The organism is Streptococcus suis (genome assembly GCA_022354845.1).
GTDB classification, from domain to species: Bacteria; Bacillota; Bacilli; order Lactobacillales; family Streptococcaceae; genus Streptococcus; species Streptococcus suis_AA.
Genome location: CP031970.1, coordinates 528,127 through 546,880 on the forward strand (window position 1 = coordinate 528,127; position 18,754 = coordinate 546,880).

24 protein-coding genes and 1 riboswitch are annotated in these 18,754 nt (G+C 40.5%); of the genes, 17 read left to right on the top strand and 7 right to left on the bottom strand.

Translation table 11 applies throughout. The features are described 5' to 3' along the window. The first annotated feature begins 102 nt into the window (after positions 1-102). From D2A30_02820 to D2A30_02830, 3 genes are all read left to right on the top strand, one after another. On the top strand, positions 103-651 hold the full coding sequence (locus D2A30_02820) for a tRNA (cytidine(34)-2'-O)-methyltransferase (protein ID ULL20599.1): 549 nt from the start codon (positions 103-105) through the stop codon (positions 649-651). A 66-nt stretch (positions 652-717) separates the two neighbouring features. Beyond that, positions 718-933: riboswitch (FMN riboswitch) on the top strand. A 61-nt stretch (positions 934-994) separates the two neighbouring features. Further along, complete coding sequence (locus tag D2A30_02825) at positions 995-1,552, top strand: ECF transporter S component (protein ID ULL20600.1); 558 nt, start codon at positions 995-997, stop codon at positions 1,550-1,552. Between the two features lie 23 nt (positions 1,553-1,575). Then, the gene (locus tag D2A30_02830) at positions 1,576-2,229 is read left to right on the top strand and encodes a PAP2 family protein (protein ULL20601.1); all 654 of its coding nucleotides are present in this window, start codon (positions 1,576-1,578) and stop codon (positions 2,227-2,229) included. A 99-nt stretch (positions 2,230-2,328) separates the two neighbouring features. Here D2A30_02830 and D2A30_02835 read toward each other — a convergent pair whose 3' ends face one another. The 4 genes from D2A30_02835 to D2A30_02850 all read right to left on the bottom strand — a co-directional run bounded on the left by D2A30_02835 (position 2,329) and on the right by D2A30_02850 (position 5,423). Then, positions 2,329-4,128, bottom strand: a complete 1,800-nt coding sequence (locus D2A30_02835; protein ULL20602.1) for an acyltransferase — start codon at positions 4,126-4,128, stop codon at positions 2,329-2,331. Further along, entirely contained in the window at positions 4,118-4,525 is a 408-nt protein-coding gene (locus D2A30_02840; protein ID ULL20603.1) for a hypothetical protein, read from the bottom strand. Before D2A30_02840 ends, D2A30_02835 begins: the two co-directional genes overlap by 11 nt. A gap of 139 nt (positions 4,526-4,664) precedes the next feature. Then, positions 4,665-5,081 (bottom strand): low molecular weight phosphotyrosine protein phosphatase, encoded by a 417-nt coding sequence (locus D2A30_02845; protein ULL20604.1) that lies wholly within the window; start codon positions 5,079-5,081, stop codon positions 4,665-4,667. Between the two features lie 129 nt (positions 5,082-5,210). Beyond that, positions 5,211-5,423 (bottom strand): CsbD family protein, encoded by a 213-nt coding sequence (locus D2A30_02850; GenBank protein ULL20605.1) that lies wholly within the window; start codon positions 5,421-5,423, stop codon positions 5,211-5,213. Between the two features lie 211 nt (positions 5,424-5,634). Here D2A30_02850 and D2A30_02855 point away from each other — a divergent pair, with 211 nt between their 5' ends. Beyond that, positions 5,635-6,159, top strand: a complete 525-nt coding sequence (locus D2A30_02855) for a DNA starvation/stationary phase protection protein (GenBank protein ID ULL20606.1) — start codon at positions 5,635-5,637, stop codon at positions 6,157-6,159. On the opposite strand, the gene D2A30_02860 is transcribed toward D2A30_02855, so the two are convergent. Further along, the gene (locus tag D2A30_02860) at positions 6,141-6,326 is read right to left on the bottom strand and encodes a hypothetical protein (protein ID ULL20607.1); all 186 of its coding nucleotides are present in this window, start codon (positions 6,324-6,326) and stop codon (positions 6,141-6,143) included. The two genes, D2A30_02855 and D2A30_02860, sit on opposite strands and share 19 nt — an antisense overlap. An 88-nt stretch (positions 6,327-6,414) precedes the next feature. Between D2A30_02860 and D2A30_02865 the strand changes: the two genes are divergently transcribed. The 13 genes from D2A30_02865 to D2A30_02925 all read left to right on the top strand — a co-directional run bounded on the left by D2A30_02865 (position 6,415) and on the right by D2A30_02925 (position 15,917). After that, on the top strand, positions 6,415-7,290 hold the full coding sequence (locus D2A30_02865) for an ABC transporter ATP-binding protein (protein ULL20608.1): 876 nt from the start codon (positions 6,415-6,417) through the stop codon (positions 7,288-7,290). Further along, positions 7,290-8,021, top strand: a complete 732-nt coding sequence (locus D2A30_02870) for an ABC transporter permease (protein ULL20609.1) — start codon at positions 7,290-7,292, stop codon at positions 8,019-8,021. Before D2A30_02865 ends, D2A30_02870 begins: the two co-directional genes overlap by 1 nt. Before the next feature lie 38 nt (positions 8,022-8,059). After that, positions 8,060-9,124 (top strand): sensor histidine kinase, encoded by a 1,065-nt coding sequence (locus D2A30_02875; GenBank protein ULL20610.1) that lies wholly within the window; start codon positions 8,060-8,062, stop codon positions 9,122-9,124. After that, positions 9,121-9,720 (top strand): DNA-binding response regulator, encoded by a 600-nt coding sequence (locus D2A30_02880; GenBank protein ID ULL20611.1) that lies wholly within the window; start codon positions 9,121-9,123, stop codon positions 9,718-9,720. The genes D2A30_02875 and D2A30_02880 overlap by 4 nt, the downstream gene beginning before the upstream one ends. A 117-nt stretch (positions 9,721-9,837) precedes the next feature. Continuing rightward, positions 9,838-10,059: a DUF910 family protein gene (locus D2A30_02885; GenBank protein ULL20612.1), complete on the top strand. Its 222-nt coding sequence runs from the start codon at positions 9,838-9,840 to the stop codon at positions 10,057-10,059. Continuing rightward, positions 10,056-10,442: a rhodanese-like domain-containing protein gene (locus D2A30_02890; GenBank protein ULL20613.1), complete on the top strand. Its 387-nt coding sequence runs from the start codon at positions 10,056-10,058 to the stop codon at positions 10,440-10,442. The genes D2A30_02885 and D2A30_02890 overlap by 4 nt, the downstream gene beginning before the upstream one ends. A 35-nt stretch (positions 10,443-10,477) precedes the next feature. After that, positions 10,478-10,930, top strand: coding sequence for a hypothetical protein (locus D2A30_02895; protein ULL20614.1), 453 nt, complete (start codon positions 10,478-10,480; stop codon positions 10,928-10,930). A 366-nt stretch (positions 10,931-11,296) separates the two neighbouring features. Beyond that, positions 11,297-11,836: a 16S rRNA (guanine(966)-N(2))-methyltransferase RsmD gene (gene rsmD / locus D2A30_02900; protein ULL20615.1), complete on the top strand. Its 540-nt coding sequence runs from the start codon at positions 11,297-11,299 to the stop codon at positions 11,834-11,836. Beyond that, a complete protein-coding gene (gene coaD / locus D2A30_02905; protein ULL20616.1) occupies positions 11,826-12,314 on the top strand; it encodes a pantetheine-phosphate adenylyltransferase in 489 nt (162 codons plus the stop codon). The genes rsmD and coaD overlap by 11 nt, the downstream gene beginning before the upstream one ends. Then, positions 12,301-13,350, top strand: a complete 1,050-nt coding sequence (locus D2A30_02910; GenBank protein ULL20617.1) for a PDZ domain-containing protein — start codon at positions 12,301-12,303, stop codon at positions 13,348-13,350. The genes coaD and D2A30_02910 overlap by 14 nt, the downstream gene beginning before the upstream one ends. Before the next feature lie 283 nt (positions 13,351-13,633). Then, the gene (locus tag D2A30_02915) at positions 13,634-14,287 is read left to right on the top strand and encodes a DUF1027 domain-containing protein (protein ID ULL20618.1); all 654 of its coding nucleotides are present in this window, start codon (positions 13,634-13,636) and stop codon (positions 14,285-14,287) included. An 8-nt stretch (positions 14,288-14,295) separates the two neighbouring features. Beyond that, complete coding sequence (gene rlmN, locus D2A30_02920; GenBank protein ID ULL20619.1) at positions 14,296-15,408, top strand: 23S rRNA (adenine(2503)-C(2))-methyltransferase RlmN; 1,113 nt, start codon at positions 14,296-14,298, stop codon at positions 15,406-15,408. Next, complete coding sequence (locus D2A30_02925) at positions 15,405-15,917, top strand: VanZ family protein (protein ULL20620.1); 513 nt, start codon at positions 15,405-15,407, stop codon at positions 15,915-15,917. Before rlmN ends, D2A30_02925 begins: the two co-directional genes overlap by 4 nt. A gap of 435 nt (positions 15,918-16,352) precedes the next feature. Here D2A30_02925 and D2A30_02930 read toward each other — a convergent pair whose 3' ends face one another. After that, on the bottom strand, positions 16,353-17,177 hold the full coding sequence (locus tag D2A30_02930; protein ULL20621.1) for an ammonia-dependent NAD(+) synthetase: 825 nt from the start codon (positions 17,175-17,177) through the stop codon (positions 16,353-16,355). A gap of 12 nt (positions 17,178-17,189) precedes the next feature. Continuing rightward, positions 17,190-18,650 carry a nicotinate phosphoribosyltransferase gene (locus D2A30_02935; protein ID ULL20622.1) on the bottom strand — a complete coding sequence of 487 codons (1,461 nt, stop codon included), beginning with the start codon at positions 18,648-18,650 and terminating at the stop codon, positions 17,190-17,192. Positions 18,651-18,754: the final 104 nt, after the last annotated feature.

Below are 18,754 nucleotides of genomic sequence, written 5' to 3' on the forward strand. Positions count from 1 at the left end.
GGCAGTGTGGCTATTTTTTTGTCTTCTTTCAATATTGAAAAGAATAGACTGAATTGTTTTTTATTGAAGTCAACCAATCGTTGTCAAGTTAGAGAGGCTATCATGAATATAGAAGAATTAGATTATATTGAAGAAACTGCAAAAAATCATGTGGTTTTGTTTGAACCACAGATTCCACAAAATACAGGAAATATTGCTCGGACTTGTGCTGCGACAAACAGTCCATTACATATCATAAAACCGATGGGTTTTCCAATTGATGATCGTAAAATGAAGCGAGCAGGGTTGGATTATTGGGATAAATTAGATGTTCGCTTTTATGATAATCTGGAAGAATTTATGCGGTATGCCAGTCAACAGGGAGTAGTGCACCTGGTGTCAAAATTTGCAGATAAAACATACTCAGCTGAACAGTATGATGATGGAAAAATCCATTATTTTCTTTTTGGTAGAGAAGACAAGGGGTTACCTGAGGAGTTTATGCGAAAACATCCAGATAAAGCAATTCGCATACCGATGAATGATGAACATGTGCGGAGTCTGAACGTTTCGAATACGGTATGTATGATTGTTTATGAAGCACTGCGTCAACAAAAATTTGTTGGTCTTGAGTTGCTCCATACCTATGAACAAGATAAATTGAAATCATAAAGAAATCATAATATTAAATAATACATCTTAATGTCTTGCATTTGCAAGGCTTTTTTGGTATGATGGTAGAGTCTTCAGGGCAGGGTGTGATTCCCGACCGGCAGTGAAAAACGTGGCTATTTTGTTTTAAGACTAGACAGCGAATCGAAGACCATACTGAATGTATGTCAAGATGAGCTAACACAGTATTAGAACAAAATAGACCGTTGGTAGTCTGCGAGCGAAAGCTGATGTGGTGCAATTCCACAACCGACAGTATAGTCTGGATGGGAGAAGACGAAGTGCACGGTTTTTAGCCTGCTCTTTTGGACTTCTTCAATTTTCAATAATTGGAGGAACCTTTATGACAAACACACGCAAAATGACGATTATCGCCATTCTTTCAGCAGTATCTTTTCTGCTCATGTACTTGAAATTTCCCCTTATTCCAACGGCGAATTTCTTAGAGGTGGATTTTTCACTAGTACCAATCTTGTTTGGTCTGTTAATTTTAGATACCAAGGCTAGTTTTGCTATCCTTTTGGTTCGAACCTTGCTCAAACTGATTTTAAACAATCAGGGGCCATCAACCATTATTGGTTTACCGATGAATATCGCTGCTATGTCAATCTTTATTTTAGCGGTGGCATATTTCTGGAAAAAAGATCAGACTATTAAAAATTACATCAAAACAGCAATCGTTGCAACCATTGGTTCGACCTTAGTCATGTTGTTACTGAACTATGTTTATGCAGTGCCAGTCTATGCTGCATTTGCAAACTTTGATATTAAAGAAATTTTAGGCTTGTGGAATTACCTATTGATGATGGTATTACCATTTAATCTGTTACAAGGGATTGTCTTATCAGCGGTATTTTATATTTGCCAAAAAGCTGCTCAGCCAATTTTAAAGAAAGTTTAACCTTTTTAAGGTAAACTATATGTATGAAGAATAAACAAATCCATTTACGAAACGCATCCTTTTTTGCCCTAGCATTTGTTATCTTAGGCTATACGGCAAAATTTTTCCAGACATCTTTAGCGGGGTTTGATTCAACCATTCAAACAGCCATTCGTGGTAATCTACCGAATGGAGTAACCCAGTTTTGGACGTCTATTACCATTTTAGGAAATACAGTTATTATTTTAGCCATTACCTTGCTTGTGGCGGCATTCTTTTATTTCTATAAGAAGTGGAAGATTGAAGCGTATTTTTTACTTGCTAGCTTTGCAGCGATGGGGGTAGCATCAACAGCCCTGAAATATGTCTACCAACGTCCTCGCCCGAGCATCCAATGGTTAATTGATACAATTGGCTATTCGTTTCCAAGTTGGCACGCAGCGTCAACTATGATGATTGCAGGAGCAATTGTCATCGTGCTACAACAACGTATGAAAAAGGGATTGGCCCGAACTGCTGTGCAAGCCCTTCTTGTTTTCATTTCTATATTGGTTGCCATATCTCGTATCTATATTGGGGTACACTACCCAACCGATATTATCGGAGGTTGGTTACTGGCTATCACACTTTTACAAGCCATGTACCCATTTTATGATCAGAAACGGTTTGAATGGCGATTCCAAAGCAAGCAGAAATAACAAAATAAGAGCCACGTCGTGGCTCTTATTTTGTTATTTTTTGAGTGTATAAGATTATTACATCCATCTAATACTAATTCTATTTTCCTGGATACTTATTCAATTTTTAATTGGTCCATTTGCACTGGCTTCTACAGCATCCTTAATGGTTGTTGCAAAGATTGTTGCTCCATCTGTTTCGAGATTGAAATGCACAAGGTCTGTATTGATCCAGATGTTTGGGCTGTCTTTCGCAGCTTGATACCAGTCAGCAATCGAAATATAATCATATTGGTTTGCCAATTCTTTTTCGTATTGGCCTGTCTGATAAGCAAGTGAATTGCTTGGAGTATAATTACCATCATAGGGTGTGACAAAGATGAGTCTGTGCCCTTTAGGAAATTCTTTGACAAGCTGATCTAATAATTCTTGATAATTATCACTTGTATTGGTCCCTAATGCAACTACAACAGTTTGTTTCAGGATATTATTTTTCTTGTATAAGCTGATTAGACCGGAAATCTCAGTTAGATGCCGGCTAACAGTTCCATCGATTTGTGCGTCAGGTAAAGCTGTTTGAACAGCTGTGCTAGCACGGACAGTAACAGAGTCACCGAAAATGGTTACCCCCTCTTGAATCTCATAACTGGTTGCTTGAGCATTTTCTACACCAGCTCGAGTGGTGGCCAATTGCGTTTGAGCTTGGTAAAGTGAGCTGATCATATTTTCTTTATCAAAATTTCCTAGTTTCGGCGCAAATAAGCAGATCGCGATATTCAGAACAGTTAGTAGTGAAAAACCGATGGTAATATGTTTCTTATAGGGCTTTAAGTCGACCGCTAGACCAAATAATTTTCCTACTTTACCTACAACATATGGTTCCAAAACATAGAAGGAAATGGTTGATAGGATAGTAGAAAAAATGAGAGATAGGATAACAGCCACGATACTTGGGAGTAATTGAGAAAAGATGATGAGAAATGGCCAATGGAAGAGATACATTCCATAAGAAATGTTGGCAATGAACAAGATGGTCTTTGGCTCAGTAATATGAGGTGTTTTCTCATGAAGGATTCGAGCTGAGAAGATCATTGCAGCTGTTGCCAAACCGGACAAGAGGAAACCAAAAAGGTAAGTCCAAATAGAGCTGAATTGAAGGAAAAATAGAAGGAGTAATTCAATGCCGAAACCACCTGCAAAAATGAGTAATAGATTTCGGATAGAGAATTGTTCAACTAGTTTGTGGAAGGAGTGCGTTGTTTGTTTTACACCAACTATTGTAGCTAATATGCTTCCGATAAAGAATGGAAATATATGTGTAAAGGTTGAGTAGTAGATTGCTGAATAGTTGCTGATAAAGAAAGCCGAAATGAACATTCCCAAGAAACTGAAGAGAAATAGAATGCTTGAACTTAGGAAAATGGTTCCTCTCAATTGTCCAATTGTTCGAGCAGTCCTTGCCATGAACCAAATGAATCCTGCCCAGATGATATAGAATTGCATCTCAATAGCGAGCGTCCAAGTGTGTACGAACAAATGAGGAGAAAACTGATTTTCATAGCTTCCACCAGATAGGATTTCAAAAAAGTTTGTTACAAAACCTAAAGCAGCAGTGATTTGACTACCGATATTAGCGATGAAGTCATTCCGAATGGTCAGAGCAAGTGGTACGACGAGCAAGATAGTCAGTACTAAAGGCGGTAAAATGCGATAGATTCTACGACGGAAAAAGGCAATGATGTCAATTTTTTTGTGTGCTGCAAATTCATCAATAAGCATTGCAGTTGTCAGATAACCAGACAGGGTAAAGAATAGGTCTACCCCAACAAAGCCACCTGGAAATTGTTTAATAAAATAGTGATAAAGTAAGACAAATAAAAGTCCAATGACCCTAATAACCGATAACCATTTAATTCGCATGTTGATAAATCCCCTGTTTAAATGTTCCTTCGTATGTTGCTTGTCCTTCGGTGGTTAGTTTTCCTTTTCCATCCGCATAGCCATTTTTGAATTGACCAGTGTAGGTCCAGCCTTGAGCTGACTTATAGGTTCCTTTTCCATTGAAAATTCCATTGGAGAATTCCCCTTCATATGCATCTCCATTTTCAAAGGTAAGTTTTCCTTGACCATTCATTTTAGAGGCGACAACATACCCTTCATACTTGATTTTTCCATTATCTAGGGTTAGGACTTCCTTGCTATTCATTCGTCCAATAAAGGTAAATACTGCACACAAGGCGAGCAGTACAACAGTCGCGATTTCAAGATTCTTGCGTGTTATATGTGGTTTCATTGATGATAATTGTAACTCTTTCATAGAAATTCTCTTTCAATATATTTGATTCCGAACTTTAATCATACAGGAATAAGATGCCGATAGAATCAAACATAGTTTACCATTTTTCTACAAATATTACAAAAATATTACACAGCGGAAATTGTTATAGGTTTCTGTTTTACAATCTATCTAGCCATCTGGAACAGCCATTTTTTACTATCTCATAGGTTTCATCGAAATCACCAGTGTACCATGGATCTGGAACCGATTTATCAGTAAATTGGAAAATTTTTTCTTGGACAGAAGAAGGGGCCATTCTTTTCAGGTCTTGGATATTCTGACTGTCCATTCCAATGATAAGGTCAAATGTCTCAAAGTCTTTCTGACTGATTTGTTGCGATGTTTTTGTGCTATCATAGCTGATATTGTGTTTTCTGAAAATATTTTGCGTTCCAGGATGAATGGGATTTCCGTGTTCCCAGCTAGATGTTGCTCGACTTTCAATATATACTTGATTTGTTAAATCTTTCATAACAAACTCTGCCATTGGACTGCGACAAATATTTCCAAGGCAGACAAAAACTATTTTTTGCATACTATTTCCTTTCGCTACAGAAGAAAAAGGAGTTGGATAGAATTCATACTAATTGTCTGAATTCCCCACAACCCCTTATTTTCACCTTGAGTAATTAACTATAGGAAGTCAACCTATATGAATTATATGTTATTTGTCTTCCTTGTCAAATGCATTTTTAATGCCCTGCACTGCACCTTCGATACTGTCTTTTGCATCTTCAACCAGTTCTTTAGCTTTTCCGATTCCCTTTTCGACAATTCCTTCGACTTCGATTTCCTTGTCACCTGTTAATTTACCAAAACCTTCTTTTACTGAGCCTGATAATTGTTCCAATTTTGCACTGATTTTGTCTTCTGACATAAGAATCCCTCCTCTTTGAATAGATGAATGCGGTGATTTTCAAGTGAATATGAAAAATCACATAGTTATACTATCATTAGTCTAACCTATATTCACATATATAGCAAGGGATATACTTGTTAATAGATTAACATCTTATAAATAAACGTTTTTACTTGAATATTTTTTGATTATCATATATTCTTATATTAAGAAATAGAAAGGATAGTAAATGATGAAACAAAATTATTATCAAACTCCAGCAGAAGTTGCAACTCTTTCTCCACGTCAATCTAAATTGTTAGTTGATTCAAAGGCTGTATTGAATCAAGCTGTAGCTGACTTATCAGTTGCCCATTCCATCCTCCATCAAGTTCATTGGTATATGCGTGGTCGTGGCTTTATGACTTGGCATCCAAAGATGGATGACTATATGGAAGAAATCGATGGTTATTTGGATGAGATGAGTGAGCGACTCATCACCTTGGGTGGGGCACCATTTTCTACCCTTAAAGAGTTTAGTGAAAATAGTCAGCTCAAGGAAGTTCCTGGTGATTACAATGTAACGATTGAAGATCAATTGGCGCGTGTGGTAGAGGTGTTCCGCTATCTGGCTGCTCTTTTCCAAAAGGGATTTGATGTCAGTAATGAAGAAGGTGACAGCGTAACCAACGACATTTTCAATGTGGCTAAGGCTAGTATTGAAAAACATATTTGGATGCTACAGGCAGAACTTGGTCAATCACCTAAGTTGTAAATAGATGAAGGGTCCACAGTAGGGCTCTTTTTTGCTTCATTATTTAATACTCTTCGAAAATCAAAATTATCCGTTGTCAACTTGCCTTGATGAACTCCAGTTCTATTTTCGACTTCGTTTCCTAGGCTACTTTTGATTTTCATTGAATATAATATGACATTTGTCACATGAGTCCATGACAAAGTCTTCTGGTAGTGCCTCCTTTTTCGAGATATACTGACTATGTAAGATATTTAGGAAATAGGGGGTAGAAAGATGATAGAAGTACGAGCACTAGACAAGGCTATCAAAGGTCGGACAATCTTGTCCAATATTTCCTTTGAAATCAAGTCTGGAGAATGTGTGGCCTTGATTGGTCCAAACGGGGCTGGAAAGACGACCCTCCTGTCGTGTTTGTTGGGAGATAGGAAGGCGACGAAAGGGCAGGTTTTGTTGGATGGTCTGGCTCCACAGGCTCAGTCTAATAAGGAAAAGGTGGCAGTCTTACCACAAGAAAATGCTATCCCCACAGACCTGAAGGTCAAGGAATTACTTCGCTTTTTCCAAGCTATTTACAAAGATAGTCTGACAGATGTAGAAATCGACAGCCTGCTCTGCTTTTCCCCAGAGCAAAAAAATCAACTGGCCGGCAAGCTATCGGGTGGTCAGAAGCGGCTCTTGGCCTTTGTCATCTGCCTGATTGGCAAGCCCAAGTTGCTCTTTTTGGATGAGCCAACGGCGGGCATGGATACGTCGACCCGTCAGCGTTTTTGGGAGATTGTCCATGACTTGAAGGAAAAGGGAGTGACTATTTTTTATACCAGCCACTACATCGAGGAAGTGGAGCATACGGCGGAGCGCATTTTAGTCTTACATCAAGGCCGACTCTTGCGGGATACGACGCCGTTTGCCATGCGGAGTGAGGAGCAGGAAAAAGAAGTGACTTTGCCGATTGCCTTTGCGGTGGTGGTGGAGGACTTGGACGCGATTGATAATATAAGCTATAAGCAGGACACAGTCAGCTTCAAGACCCGAGCTATTGAGCAGGTTTGGGCAAATTTGCAGGAAGCAGGCTGTCGGATTTCAGACTTAGAAGTGCAGAACAAGACCCTACTCAACAGCCTATTTGACAAGACAAGGGAGAAAGAGTAATGAAAGCATTGATTCAAGTAGAAAGCATTAAATTATCCAGAAGTTTGGGAGTTTTTCTCCTGTCTATCGGTATGCCCGTTATCTTTTTCTTGATTTTTTCATCAACGGTCCAGTTTGACGATGCGGCCATGCAAAAGGCCTTCATCCAGTCCTATATGCTGACCATGACAGGATTTTCCATGTCGGGCTTTGCCCTCTTTACCTTTCCCATGATGCTGGCGGAGGATAGAAACAATAGTTGGTTGACCTTTATTCAGCATTCTCCTCTGCCAATCTGGCAATACTACTTCTCTAAAATTGTGCGGGTCTTGCTCTGTTTTGTGTCTTCCATTGCCATTGTCTTTGCGGTGGGTGGCTTGGTCAAGGGAGTTGAAATGACCGCTCAGGAATGGGTGATCTCGGCTCTCTTACTTTTAGTAACCTCTATCGTATTTCTAGCTATTGGCTTGCTTTTGGTGCAAATTCAGTCGGAACAAACCATGTCGGTGGTAGCCAATCTACTCTATTTTGTCCTTGCTATCATGGGCGGATCTTGGATGCCTGTCTCTCTCTTTCCTGACTGGGTGCAACGGATATGTAAACTCATGCCCAGCTACCATGTCAACCAGCTAGTGACCACCTATGCCCAAGAGGGAGATTTTCTCTGGAAATCCTTGCTAATTGTCCTAGGATATGTCATAATTTTCTTAGGAATTACTCTGGTTATGAATAGAAAATCCGAGCAGCAGTGAGGTGACAGATGATATTTGAAAAAAGAAAGGTACCGCTCATGTTCTTCGTGGGCATGGTCTTTCTCTATTTTCCCTTTTACTATGCCCAGTATAGTCCCAATCCGACGGCAGTTGTCCTAGCGACCATTCTCTTTGCCTTGGTCTATTGCTCCCTCTTTTACACCGACCACAAGCTCTATTCCCTGCTGGGTTGGTTTTACCTGATTGGCTATATCGGCGTCATGAGCTTTTGGGGCAATCTGCAATTTTCCCTCTTTATCTTCAACCTGTCCAATATGCTGGGCTGGTATTATAAAGAGAATCGACCGACCTATCGGACGGTGTCCTACGGGCTTTTGTTGCTAGCTATCATCCTATGGGCCCTCTTTGGACCTGTTCCCTTTGAAATGCGAGCCTTTGCCCTCGTCATTCACTTTTTCGGCTTGGCCTTGCTGATTTTCAGCTGGATTGAGACCAAGCGGGAAGCCCTTCAGCAACGCCTACAGGAGCAGAATGCGTCCATCAATCTCCTGCTGGCTGAGAATGAACGGAACCGTATCGGTCAGGACTTGCACGACACATTGGGTCATGTCTTTGCCATGCTGTCTGTCAAGGCCGAGCTGGTCCAGACTCTCTTGGTTCACGAACAGATTGACCAGGCCAAGAAAGAGGTGGCAGACCTTCAGACCTTGGCCAAGGACTCCATGCAGGAGGTCCGCCAGATTGTCCAGTCCCTCAAGCAGCACACCGTGGCAGAGGAACTCCAGATTTTACAGCAGATGTTGGACTTGGCAGGAGTGCGCTTAGTTGTCTTGGGCGGGGAAATAGCTGAGCAGCTCAGCTTGCCCGTCCAGAACAAGCTGGCTATGGTGCTGAGAGAGTTGGCCAACAACCTGCTCAAACACAGCCAGGCTAGCAAATGTCGTTTGGTTTTTGAAAATGACCAGCAAGAATTGGTTTTACACTACGAAGACAACGGTGTGGGCTTTGCCCAGTTGACTGGTCAGGAATTGCATACCATAAAGGACAGGTTGATAACAGTGAAAGGAAGTTTGGAATTTCTTTCTCTGGCCAAGCCTACCCGCCTGTCCATCCGAATTCCGCTTGAGGAGGTGGTAGAATGAGAATCTTAGTCGCAGAAGACCAAGCAATGCTGCGGGACGCCCTCTGTCAACTCTTGGGCTTTCAAGATGCGGTTGAGGCTGTTTTACAGGCAGAAAATGGCAGCCAGGCCATTGCTCTTTTGGAAAAAGAGCCAGTAGATGTGGTGCTATTAGATATAGAAATGCCTGAGAAGACGGGGCTGGATGTCCTGGAATGGGTGCGTGAGAAATCCCTGCCCGTGAAGGTAGTCATCATGACCACCTTCAAGCGACCAGGCTATTTTGAGCGGGCGGTTAAGGCGGATGTGGATGCCTATGTGCTCAAAGAGCGCTCCATCTCGGACCTTATGCGGACGATTGAAACGGTCTTGGCAGGGCGAAAGAAGTACTCGCCAGAACTAATGGATATTCTCCTGACCCAACGCAGTCCCTTGACGGAACAAGAGTGTCACCTACTTAAATTGGTGGCGAATGGATTGTCCAATAAGGAAATTGCTAGCAAGCTCTACCTGTCTGACGGGACGGTCCGTAATTACATGACCTCTATACTGTCCAAGCTGGGTGCAGAAAATCGTACAGCTGCTGTCAGAATTGCGCAGGAAAAGGGGTATTTATAAGTAAGGTACTTTAATATATGTGGAAGGACTGTCGAATGGCAGTTTTTTCTTGTTGACAAAGCCAGCTGCCTTCAATTTTCTATTGAAAATCTCCTAAAATTCTGCTACAATTTTTCTATGAAAAGACTTTATGATGTACAACAATTGCTCAAACGTTTTGGTATCGTTGTTTATATGGGAAACCGTCTGTACGACATTGAAATGATGCAGATTGAGCTCAATCGAGTCTATCAGGCAGGTTTACTTGATCGATTGGACTATTTGGAAGCTGAACTTGTTTTGAGGCGTGAACATCGTTTGGAGTTAGAGTATCAGAAATTGAAGGAGAGTAGAAAATGAAGTCATTGTGGGTATTTTTAGTATTTTTAATTGTTTTGGGAGCCTGGATGGGCTTTAATTATTGGCGACTACGCCGTGCGGCATCTGTAATTGATAATGCAGAATTTGCAGATAAAATCCATGGTGGTCAGTTGATTGATTTACGCGATCCAAGTGAGTTTAATAGAAAACACATTCTCGGAGCTCGTAATATTCCTTATCAACAGTTGAAAATGAGCACAGCTGCTCTCCGTAAAGATAAACCTGTTTTGATTTATGAAAATGACCGTGGTCAGTTGGTAACACCAGCAGCCCTTCATTTGAAGAAACAGGGCTTTAATGAAATCTATATTTTGAGCTATGGTTTGAATGGTTGGAATGGGAAAGTGAAAGCTGGAAGATAAACCTTCGTCGTTTTATAAATATGTGAGGGACAATGATGAAAAGATTCCAAGAACTGTTAAGAAATGCCAGTCTTGCTGAGCGTGTATTTACTTTTATTTCGGTAATTTTACTCGTTAGTATTGGAATAGTATGGTTTGTAGGTGTTCACTTAAATTCCACCAATCAAACAAAAACAATAGTTCCAACGACTATCCAAGAAAATGTAAAAGTAGCTGAAGAAGCAGTAGCTATGCTTGAGTCTTCCAATACAGAAGATAATCTCCAACATGCAAAAGATGCGATTAATCAATTGTCAGGTGGGACTGTAAAAGAGGAACTTCAAAAGCGCGTAGATGTTGTTGATAAGGCCATGAAGAAAAAAGCTGAGGAGATTAAGAAGGCAAAATTGAAGGCTGAATTAGTTCGAGCAGAAGCAGCGAAGAAATTAGCGGAAGAGCAGAAGAATTTGGAAACTTCTGATAGCTCCACAGTTACAACCTTGGGTTAAACTACTACAGGAGGTACAGAAAGCTATCAGGAAGATACCTATAACTACCAACCTTCCTATAATTATGTTGATCCAGGGAATTCGTCTGTTTATACTCCTCCAAGCAGTTCTTCTACAGTGGAATCTTCGAGTTCTTCTACGCCAACAGAAGTCGTTCCTCCAAGCAGTTCGGAAGTAGTTGTTCCGAGCACGCCAACACCAGTAGAGCCATCTAGTTCTACTGAAACCGAGGTTCCAGCAGATTCTTCAATGATAATAGAAGACCAATCCCAGAGGTAAAAATGAATGTGGAGAGAGATATTTCTCCTCTTTTTTATTTTCCCAAAGTTAAGTGATTTTCATTTGATTTGTGCTATAATGGTGTTTATGAGAATTGTATCAGGTATCTATGGTGGAAGACCGCTCAAAACATTAGATGGGAAGGTAACACGTCCTACTTCTGATAAAGTTCGCGGTGCCATGTTTAATATGATTGGTCCATATTTTGAGGGTGGGCGAGTCTTAGATTTATACGCTGGTAGCGGTGGCTTGTCTATTGAAGCGATATCAAGAGGGATGAATCAGGCAGTCTTAGTAGAACGTGACCGGAAAGCACAAGCTGTTATCAAAGAAAACATTCAGATGACTAAGGATTCAGATAAATTTCAACTCTTGCAAATGGATGCTAGGCAAGCCTTGGTGACATTGAGTGGAACTTTTGACCTTGTTTTTCTGGATCCGCCATATGCAGAGCAGGAAATTGAGGCAGTCATCTCTGAGCTTTGTCGTCGTCACTTATTGGCAGAGGATGTGATGGTTGTCTGTGAGACGGATAAAAACATCCAGCTTCCTGAAGAGATTGCAGAGCTCGGAATTTGGAAAGAAAAAGTATATGGAATTAGTAAGGTAACTGTATATGTCAGATAGAATTGGAATGTTTACAGGGTCTTTTGACCCGATTACAAATGGACATATGGACCTCATTGAGCGAGCAAGTGGCTTGTTTGAAAAATTATATGTCGGAGTGTTTACCAATCCGAAAAAGTCTGGCTTGATGACGGGTGAGGAACGATTGGTTATTTTGGAAAGACTTTTTGCCGGCTTAGAAAACATCGAGGTCATTCTTGTTGAAAATGAATTAGTGGTCGATGTTGCCAAAAGATATGGTGTGACTCATCTGGTAAGGGGTTTGCGTAATGCAACGGACTTAGAATATGAATCTAGTTTTGATTTTTACAACCGTCAGCTAGCACCAGATTTGGAAACGATCTATTTGATTGCAAAGCCAGAGCTCAAGTTTGTATCATCCAGCCAGGTTCGAGAGTTAATCTATTTTAAACAAGATATTGGTTTATATGTACCTACAGATGTAAATGAGGAGATAAAAAAGTATGAAGAAAAATAAGAAATGGCTATTGATTGTTTCAATTATTATGGGGACGTTATTGATATGGTTTTCCGTTTTTGTACGTCTACCATATTATATTGAGAGTCCTGGAGGGGCTTCGGATATTCGGGAAGTATTGACAGTCAACAATGAAGAAGATGAGGAGCCAGGTTCTTATAATTTTACCTATGTATCGGTCTTGCAGGCAACAGCCTTACAGTTGCTGATTGCTCAGTTTAACCCCTACGCAGATATTGTTTCTGCAGAAGAAATGACGGGTGGTGCTGACAGTGAAGAATACTATCGGATAGCTCAATTTTATATGGAAACCTCTCAAAACATGGCTAAATATCAAGGACTAACCTTGGCTGACAGGGATGTGGAGATGGATTTCTTTGGGGTATATGTGTTGGATTTAGCAGAAGACTCTACTTTTAAAAATGTTTTGAATATCGCTGATACGGTTGTTAGTATAAATGGTCAAACGTTTGAATCTTCTCAGGGACTAATTAAATATGTTTCAGGCTTAGAACTTGATAGTGATGTAACAGTTGGCTATGTTAGTGATGGAGAAGAAAAGACTGCCGACGGAAAAATTATCAAATTATCAAATGGTAAAAACGGGATTGGTATCACGCTAGTAGACCATACTGAGGTAAAAAGTTCTGTCCCAATTGATTTCCAAACAGGAGGAATTGGTGGTCCAAGTGCTGGTATGATGTTTACATTAGCTATTTATACACAGCTGGCAGAGCCAGACTTGCGTGATGGCCGTGTTATTGCAGGAACAGGAACGATTGAACAAGATGGTTCCGTTGGAGACATCGGAGGAGCAGATAAAAAAGTATTATCTGCGATTAATGCTGGTGCAAGTGTTTTCTTTGTTCCAAATAATCCAGTGGACCCAGAAATTTTGAAAAAGAATCCAACAGCTAAGACAAACTATGAAGAGGCAAAAGAAGCAGCAGAAAAGGCCAATGCTGATATTAAAATCGTACCAGTGACGACTGTTCAAGAAGCCATTGATTATTTGAAGAGTACTAAGAGCGAGTAAGTCGCTCTTTTTTGCATCGGGCATTTGAATTAGCTTTGATACATCGTCCTTTCGGCTTGCCGTACTCTACGAAAGTGACTTGCACTGCATGTCATATTTCCACCCCAGAACATACTAGAGGCTGTTCTGGCTAACGGCACCCAGGAAAGCAAATTCATTCAACCATGCTAAAATTAAAATCGTCTGAAATTTCTCTGAAATGGTTGAAGAGTGCTATTTCAGCTGGTTTCATGTTATAATAATGAGGTTAGATATACGAATATTTCATTAGATAGGAGGAACAATGAAGAAAGAAATTTCACCAGAAATGTATAATTACAATAAATTTCCAGGTCCGAGTTTTGCACGTATTGGGAATAAGGTTGTTTCAGAGAATATTGAACTCAATGTTGTTGATGATTTCAAAGATGCTTTTGATCAAACGGCTTTTGGACAACGCTTTTCGCCCATCATGTTGAAATTTGATTATATTCTTGGAGATTGGGGAAATGAACAACTTCGGTTAAAAGGGTTTTATCGTGACGAGAAACCAGTCAAGTCTGATTTAAAAATTGGGCGGTTAGATGATTATTTAACAGAATATTGTAATTTTGGATGTGCCTACTTTGTTCTTGAAAATCCAAATCCACAAGAGTTAGAAGAAGAACCTGAAGAAAAAACAAGTCGCAAACGTCACCGTAGTCGAAATCGAAACCGACAAAAACAACGTACAGAAGAATTGGTATCGAAGGAAAAGAAAGTCATCCGTAATGAACCAAAACGATCTAAGTCAACTTCAGATATTTCAAAAGAACAGGGCCGTCATTTTACCGTAAAAAACAATAAACCGTCCACAGGTAAGCAACAGAAACAAGAGCGAGCTCAAAAACACGATAAGAAACAGCACCATCGTGAAATGAATGAAGCCAAACGTGGATTTGTCATCCGCCAAAAATAGGGAGAAACATGAAACCATCAATTTATGCCTTTACACAAGCCAATCTAGTTGATTGGATTATTGAAAATGGAGAAAAGAAATTCAGGGCCACTCAAATTTGGGAATGGCTCTACCGGTCCCGTGTCCAATCGTTCGCAGAAATGACTAACTTACCAAAATCTTTAATCGAAAAGCTTGAAGAAGAATTTGTCGTCAATCCACTCAAACAACGAATTGTACAAGAGTCTAAAGATGGTACTATCAAATACTTATTTGAATTACCTGATGGAATGCTGATTGAGACGGTGTTGATGAATCAACATTATGGACTTTCAGTCTGTGTAACGACTCAAGTTGGTTGTAATATCGGCTGTACCTTCTGCGCATCTGGATTGATTCCTAAGCAAAGAGATTTGACGAGTGGTGAGATTGTAGCACAGATTATGTTGGTACAAAAATACTTAGATGAGCGCAATCAAAATGAACGTGTTAGCCATATTGTCGTGATGGGGATTGGTGAGCCACTTGACAACTACGATAATGTTATGACCTTCTTACGTGTTGTGAATGATGACAAGGGCTTGGCAATTGGTGCCCGTCACATTACGGTATCTACTTCTGGCTTAGCACCAAAAATTCGTGATTTCGCACGTGAGGGAGTTCAAGTGAACTTGGCAGTATCTCTACATGCGCCAAATAATGACCTTCGTTCGAGCATTATGCGGATTAACCGTAAATTCCCCATTGAGGTATTGTTTGAGGCAATTGAAGATTATATTCAGACAACCAATCGTCGTGTTACATTTGAATATATAATGCTGAACGAGGTCAATGATGGTGTGGAACAGGCTCAAGAATTGGCTGATTTGACCAAGAATATTCGTAAATTGTCTTATATCAACTTGATTCCGTATAACCCTGTTAGTGAGCATGACCAATATAGTCGTTCAACCAAGGAACGCACCTTGGCATTCTTTGATGTTTTGAAGAAAAATGGGGTCAACTGTGTCGTTCGTCAGGAACATGGTACAGATATTGATGCAGCCTGTGGTCAGTTGCGTTCCAATACGCTCAAAAAAGACCGTGAAAAAGCGCGTGCTCGTATTGCAACCGCAAAAGCTAAGGCAGGTATTCGTGCATGAGAAAATTATTCCAAGCAGACGGCAACCTCACCAAGCTTGGAAGACGGACTTGTACAACTTTAGCTGGGGTTTACGCTCTGGCTATTGTTTTACTCTGTTTTCTGCCCCAGACTTGGTATCCACAGTATAAGGATTTCTCAACCCCAGGAATTATTCAAATTGGCCGACTGTATCTTTTGCCAACTCCGTTTAATAGTATTGTCAATGGAAACAAGGTAGATAGTCTAGGAGACTTTGGTTGGATTATCCTACAAAATGCGACTAATATTTTTCTTCTCTTTCCTCTCGTTTTTCTGCTTCTTTTTCTTCGGGAGGAATGGCGGAGCCTTAAAGCAGTTCTTTCTTATACATTTTGTTTCAGTCTGTTTATTGAATGTACACAATTGTTACTTGACTTGCTGATTGATGCTCAACGTGTTTTTGAAGTGGACGACCTCTGGACCAATACCTTAGGAGGAGTATTAGCCTATGGGCTTTATCGTCTGATTGTTAAAGGCTGGAAAGTATAGTCGAATGTATTAGCTTTGATACATCATCACTTTCGGCTTGCCTTACTCTAGGAAAGTGACTTGTTTCGCAAGTCTTATTTCCAACCTAGAACAGCCTTTAGCCTCTTCTAGCAACCTGCACCTCAGTTTCTTGTCTGGAAGCTAATTCATTCGACTATATTTTAAATAGCTCGGTTAAAGCAGTACGATTCTAGCAGTTGGTGGAAAATGCAAGAAGACTTTACTATTAATACTCAATGATAATCACAATCAGACTAGGCGACGCAGATGCAGATAGAACTCTGTTCCTTTTATATTTCAAGGGAACAGGCTGAAAACCTCTACATGAGCTTTTCAGTCATCAAATCAAGTTAACAGCGTCTGGTTTTGATTTTCGAAGAGTATAAGTGTAACAAATGACCCCTGACGGTTTCACTATCGTCAGGGGCAATTCGTTTATTTCCAAAAGTCATCAAAAATAGTAATTGGCAAGTGGCGCTTATGAGCTGTCTTATTCCACCAGCCTTCGATAATGGTTTGCGCTTGAGCATCAATGGTCTTTCCCTCAAGGAAATCATCAATTTGATTGTATGTGACACCAAGTGCGACCTCGTCAGCAAGGCCTGGTTTGTTTTCCTCCAAGTCAGCAGTAGGAACTTTGAGGTAGAGTTTTTCATCAGCCCCCAATTCAGCGAGCAGTTGCTTGCCTTGGCGTTTGTTAAGGCGGTAGAGGGGTAGGATGTCTGCACCACCATCACCGTGCTTGGTGAAGAAGCCAGTAATGTTTTCAGCCGCATGGTCAGTACCAATGACAGCTCCCTTGCGTTCACCAGCGATGGCATATTGGGCAATCATGCGCATGCGGGCTTTAGCATTTCCCTTATTAAAATCAGACATTTCTAGTCCATTTGCATTGACTGCAGATACCATTGCATCTGTTGATTCCTTGATGTTGATGGTTAGGCTGACATCTGGTTTGATAAAAGATAGTGCTGCTTGGGCGTCCGTCTCATCAGCTTGCACACCATAAGGTAGGCGGATAGCGATGAATTGGTAGCTACCGTCACCTGTTTCTGCGCGCATTTCTTCCATAGTCAGCTGAGCTAAGCGACCGGCCAAGGTTGAATCTTGTCCACCCGAGATTCCTAAAACATAGGTTTTTAAAAAAGGATGCTTTTTGAGGTAGTCTTTGAGAAAGTTGATGGAGCGACGAATTTCTTCTTTAGGGTCAATAGTAGGTTTAACGCCTAATTCATTGATGATTGTTTCTTGTAAAGTCATGAGTCAGTCCCCTTAAATCGATTTTGCCTGGCTTTGTTGACGGATACTGTTGATGAGCTTCATCTTATTATCCCAAACGTCTTGAGCCAAGTCTACTGGATAGAGTTGTGGATTAAGTACGCGCTTGTACTCATCCCAGAGTTTTTCAATCTCCTGGTTGGCGTAGTCTTGAATTTCTGCCAAACTTGGCAACTCGTAAACTTGTTTGCCATTCTCAAAAATAGGAACGAGAAGTGGACGTGCTTCAAAGTTTTCAATGGTTTTATTGATGTAGGTGTAGGTTGGATGGAACATGTAGATACTGTCTAGATGAGTGACATCTGTATCAGCGAAAGTAATGAAATCTCCTTCAGATTTCCCTTTTTCTTTAGAGGTGATTCGCCACACTTGTTTTTTACCTGGAGTAGATACTTTTTCAGCATTGGAAGACAACTTAATGGTATCGCGCATATTTCCGCTTTCGTCTTCAATGGATACAATCTTATAGACTGCTCCCAATGCTGGTTGATCATAAGCAGTAATGAGTTTTGTGCCCACACCCCAGACATCAATTTTTGCTTTTTGCATTTTTAGGTTCAAAATGGTATTTTCATCAAGATCATTGGAGGCATAAATTTTTGCATCTGTAAATCCAGCATCGTCTAATTGTTGACGAACTTTTTTAGAAATGTAAGCCATGTCCCCAGAGTCGATACGGACTCCTCTAAAGTTTATCTTGTCTCCCATCTCTTTTGCAACTCGGATGGCTGCTGGAACACCAACGCGTAGTGTATCATAGGTGTCTACTAAGAAGACACAGTCTTTATGTGTTTCCGCATAGGCTTTGAATGCTTTGTAATCATCACCATAGGTTTGAACCAAGGCATGAGCATGGGTACCAGCTACAGGTATGCCAAAGATTTTTCCTGCTCGAACATTGGAAGTCGCAGATGCTCCACCAATAAAGGCTGCCCGTGTACCCCAAATTGCAGCATCCATTTCTTGAGCACGACGGGTTCCAAATTCCATCAATGGCTCATCTTCAATAACTGCCTTGATACGACGAGCTTTTGTAGCAATGAGTGTTTGGTAGTTGACGATGTTTAACAAGGCTGTTTCAATCAATTGGCATTGTGCCAAAGGACCTTCGATTTGGAGAATAGGTTCGTTCGCATAAACCAAATCACCTTCTTTTGCAGATCGGACGGTTAAGGTCATTTCTAATTGAGCCAAATAATCTAGGAAATCTTGAGGATATCCCAATTCTGTTAGGTAGTCAATATCTGTTTGACTAAAACGAAGATTATTAAGGTAGTCCACCACGCGCTCCAAGCCTGCAAAGACCGCATAACCATTTTTAAAGGGTTGAGAACGGAAGTATACTTCGAAAACGGCATTTCTATTGTGAATATTTTGGTCAAAATAGACCTGCATCATATTGATTTGATAAAGGTCGGTGTGCAGTATCAAACTGTCATCCTGAAATAGTGTCATAAGATTTCTCCTCTTGCCTTCCTAAGTGAAGACGATTCAGTTACTATTGAAACTGAACGCTAATATGCCTACTATTATAACAAAAAAATCGAGAAAAACTCGAT

Excerpts from the sequence above, each read along its gene's own strand:
- D2A30_02820 (ULL20599.1), top strand. The coding sequence starts at position 103 with ATGAATATAGAAGAATTAGATTATATTGAAGAAACTGCAAAAAATCAT.
- D2A30_02825 (ULL20600.1), top strand. The coding sequence starts at position 995 with ATGACAAACACACGCAAAATGACGATTATCGCCATTCTTTCAGCAGTA.
- D2A30_02830 (ULL20601.1), top strand. The coding sequence starts at position 1,576 with ATGAAGAATAAACAAATCCATTTACGAAACGCATCCTTTTTTGCCCTA.
- D2A30_02835 (ULL20602.1), bottom strand. The coding sequence starts at position 4,128 with ATGCGAATTAAATGGTTATCGGTTATTAGGGTCATTGGACTTTTATTT.
- D2A30_02840 (ULL20603.1), bottom strand. The coding sequence starts at position 4,525 with ATGAAAGAGTTACAATTATCATCAATGAAACCACATATAACACGCAAG.
- D2A30_02845 (ULL20604.1), bottom strand. The coding sequence starts at position 5,081 with ATGCAAAAAATAGTTTTTGTCTGCCTTGGAAATATTTGTCGCAGTCCA.
- D2A30_02850 (ULL20605.1), bottom strand. The coding sequence starts at position 5,423 with ATGTCAGAAGACAAAATCAGTGCAAAATTGGAACAATTATCAGGCTCA.
- D2A30_02855 (ULL20606.1), top strand. The coding sequence starts at position 5,635 with ATGATGAAACAAAATTATTATCAAACTCCAGCAGAAGTTGCAACTCTT.
- D2A30_02865 (ULL20608.1), top strand. The coding sequence starts at position 6,415 with ATGATAGAAGTACGAGCACTAGACAAGGCTATCAAAGGTCGGACAATC.
- D2A30_02870 (ULL20609.1), top strand. The coding sequence starts at position 7,290 with ATGAAAGCATTGATTCAAGTAGAAAGCATTAAATTATCCAGAAGTTTG.
- D2A30_02875 (ULL20610.1), top strand. The coding sequence starts at position 8,060 with ATGTTCTTCGTGGGCATGGTCTTTCTCTATTTTCCCTTTTACTATGCC.
- D2A30_02880 (ULL20611.1), top strand. The coding sequence starts at position 9,121 with ATGAGAATCTTAGTCGCAGAAGACCAAGCAATGCTGCGGGACGCCCTC.
- D2A30_02885 (ULL20612.1), top strand. The coding sequence starts at position 9,838 with ATGAAAAGACTTTATGATGTACAACAATTGCTCAAACGTTTTGGTATC.
- D2A30_02890 (ULL20613.1), top strand. The coding sequence starts at position 10,056 with ATGAAGTCATTGTGGGTATTTTTAGTATTTTTAATTGTTTTGGGAGCC.
- D2A30_02895 (ULL20614.1), top strand. The coding sequence starts at position 10,478 with ATGAAAAGATTCCAAGAACTGTTAAGAAATGCCAGTCTTGCTGAGCGT.
- rsmD (ULL20615.1), top strand. The coding sequence starts at position 11,297 with ATGAGAATTGTATCAGGTATCTATGGTGGAAGACCGCTCAAAACATTA.
- coaD (ULL20616.1), top strand. The coding sequence starts at position 11,826 with ATGTCAGATAGAATTGGAATGTTTACAGGGTCTTTTGACCCGATTACA.
- D2A30_02910 (ULL20617.1), top strand. The coding sequence starts at position 12,301 with ATGAAGAAAAATAAGAAATGGCTATTGATTGTTTCAATTATTATGGGG.
- D2A30_02915 (ULL20618.1), top strand. The coding sequence starts at position 13,634 with ATGAAGAAAGAAATTTCACCAGAAATGTATAATTACAATAAATTTCCA.
- rlmN (ULL20619.1), top strand. The coding sequence starts at position 14,296 with ATGAAACCATCAATTTATGCCTTTACACAAGCCAATCTAGTTGATTGG.
- D2A30_02925 (ULL20620.1), top strand. The coding sequence starts at position 15,405 with ATGAGAAAATTATTCCAAGCAGACGGCAACCTCACCAAGCTTGGAAGA.
- D2A30_02930 (ULL20621.1), bottom strand. The coding sequence starts at position 17,177 with ATGACTTTACAAGAAACAATCATCAATGAATTAGGCGTTAAACCTACT.
- D2A30_02935 (ULL20622.1), bottom strand. The coding sequence starts at position 18,650 with ATGACACTATTTCAGGATGACAGTTTGATACTGCACACCGACCTTTAT.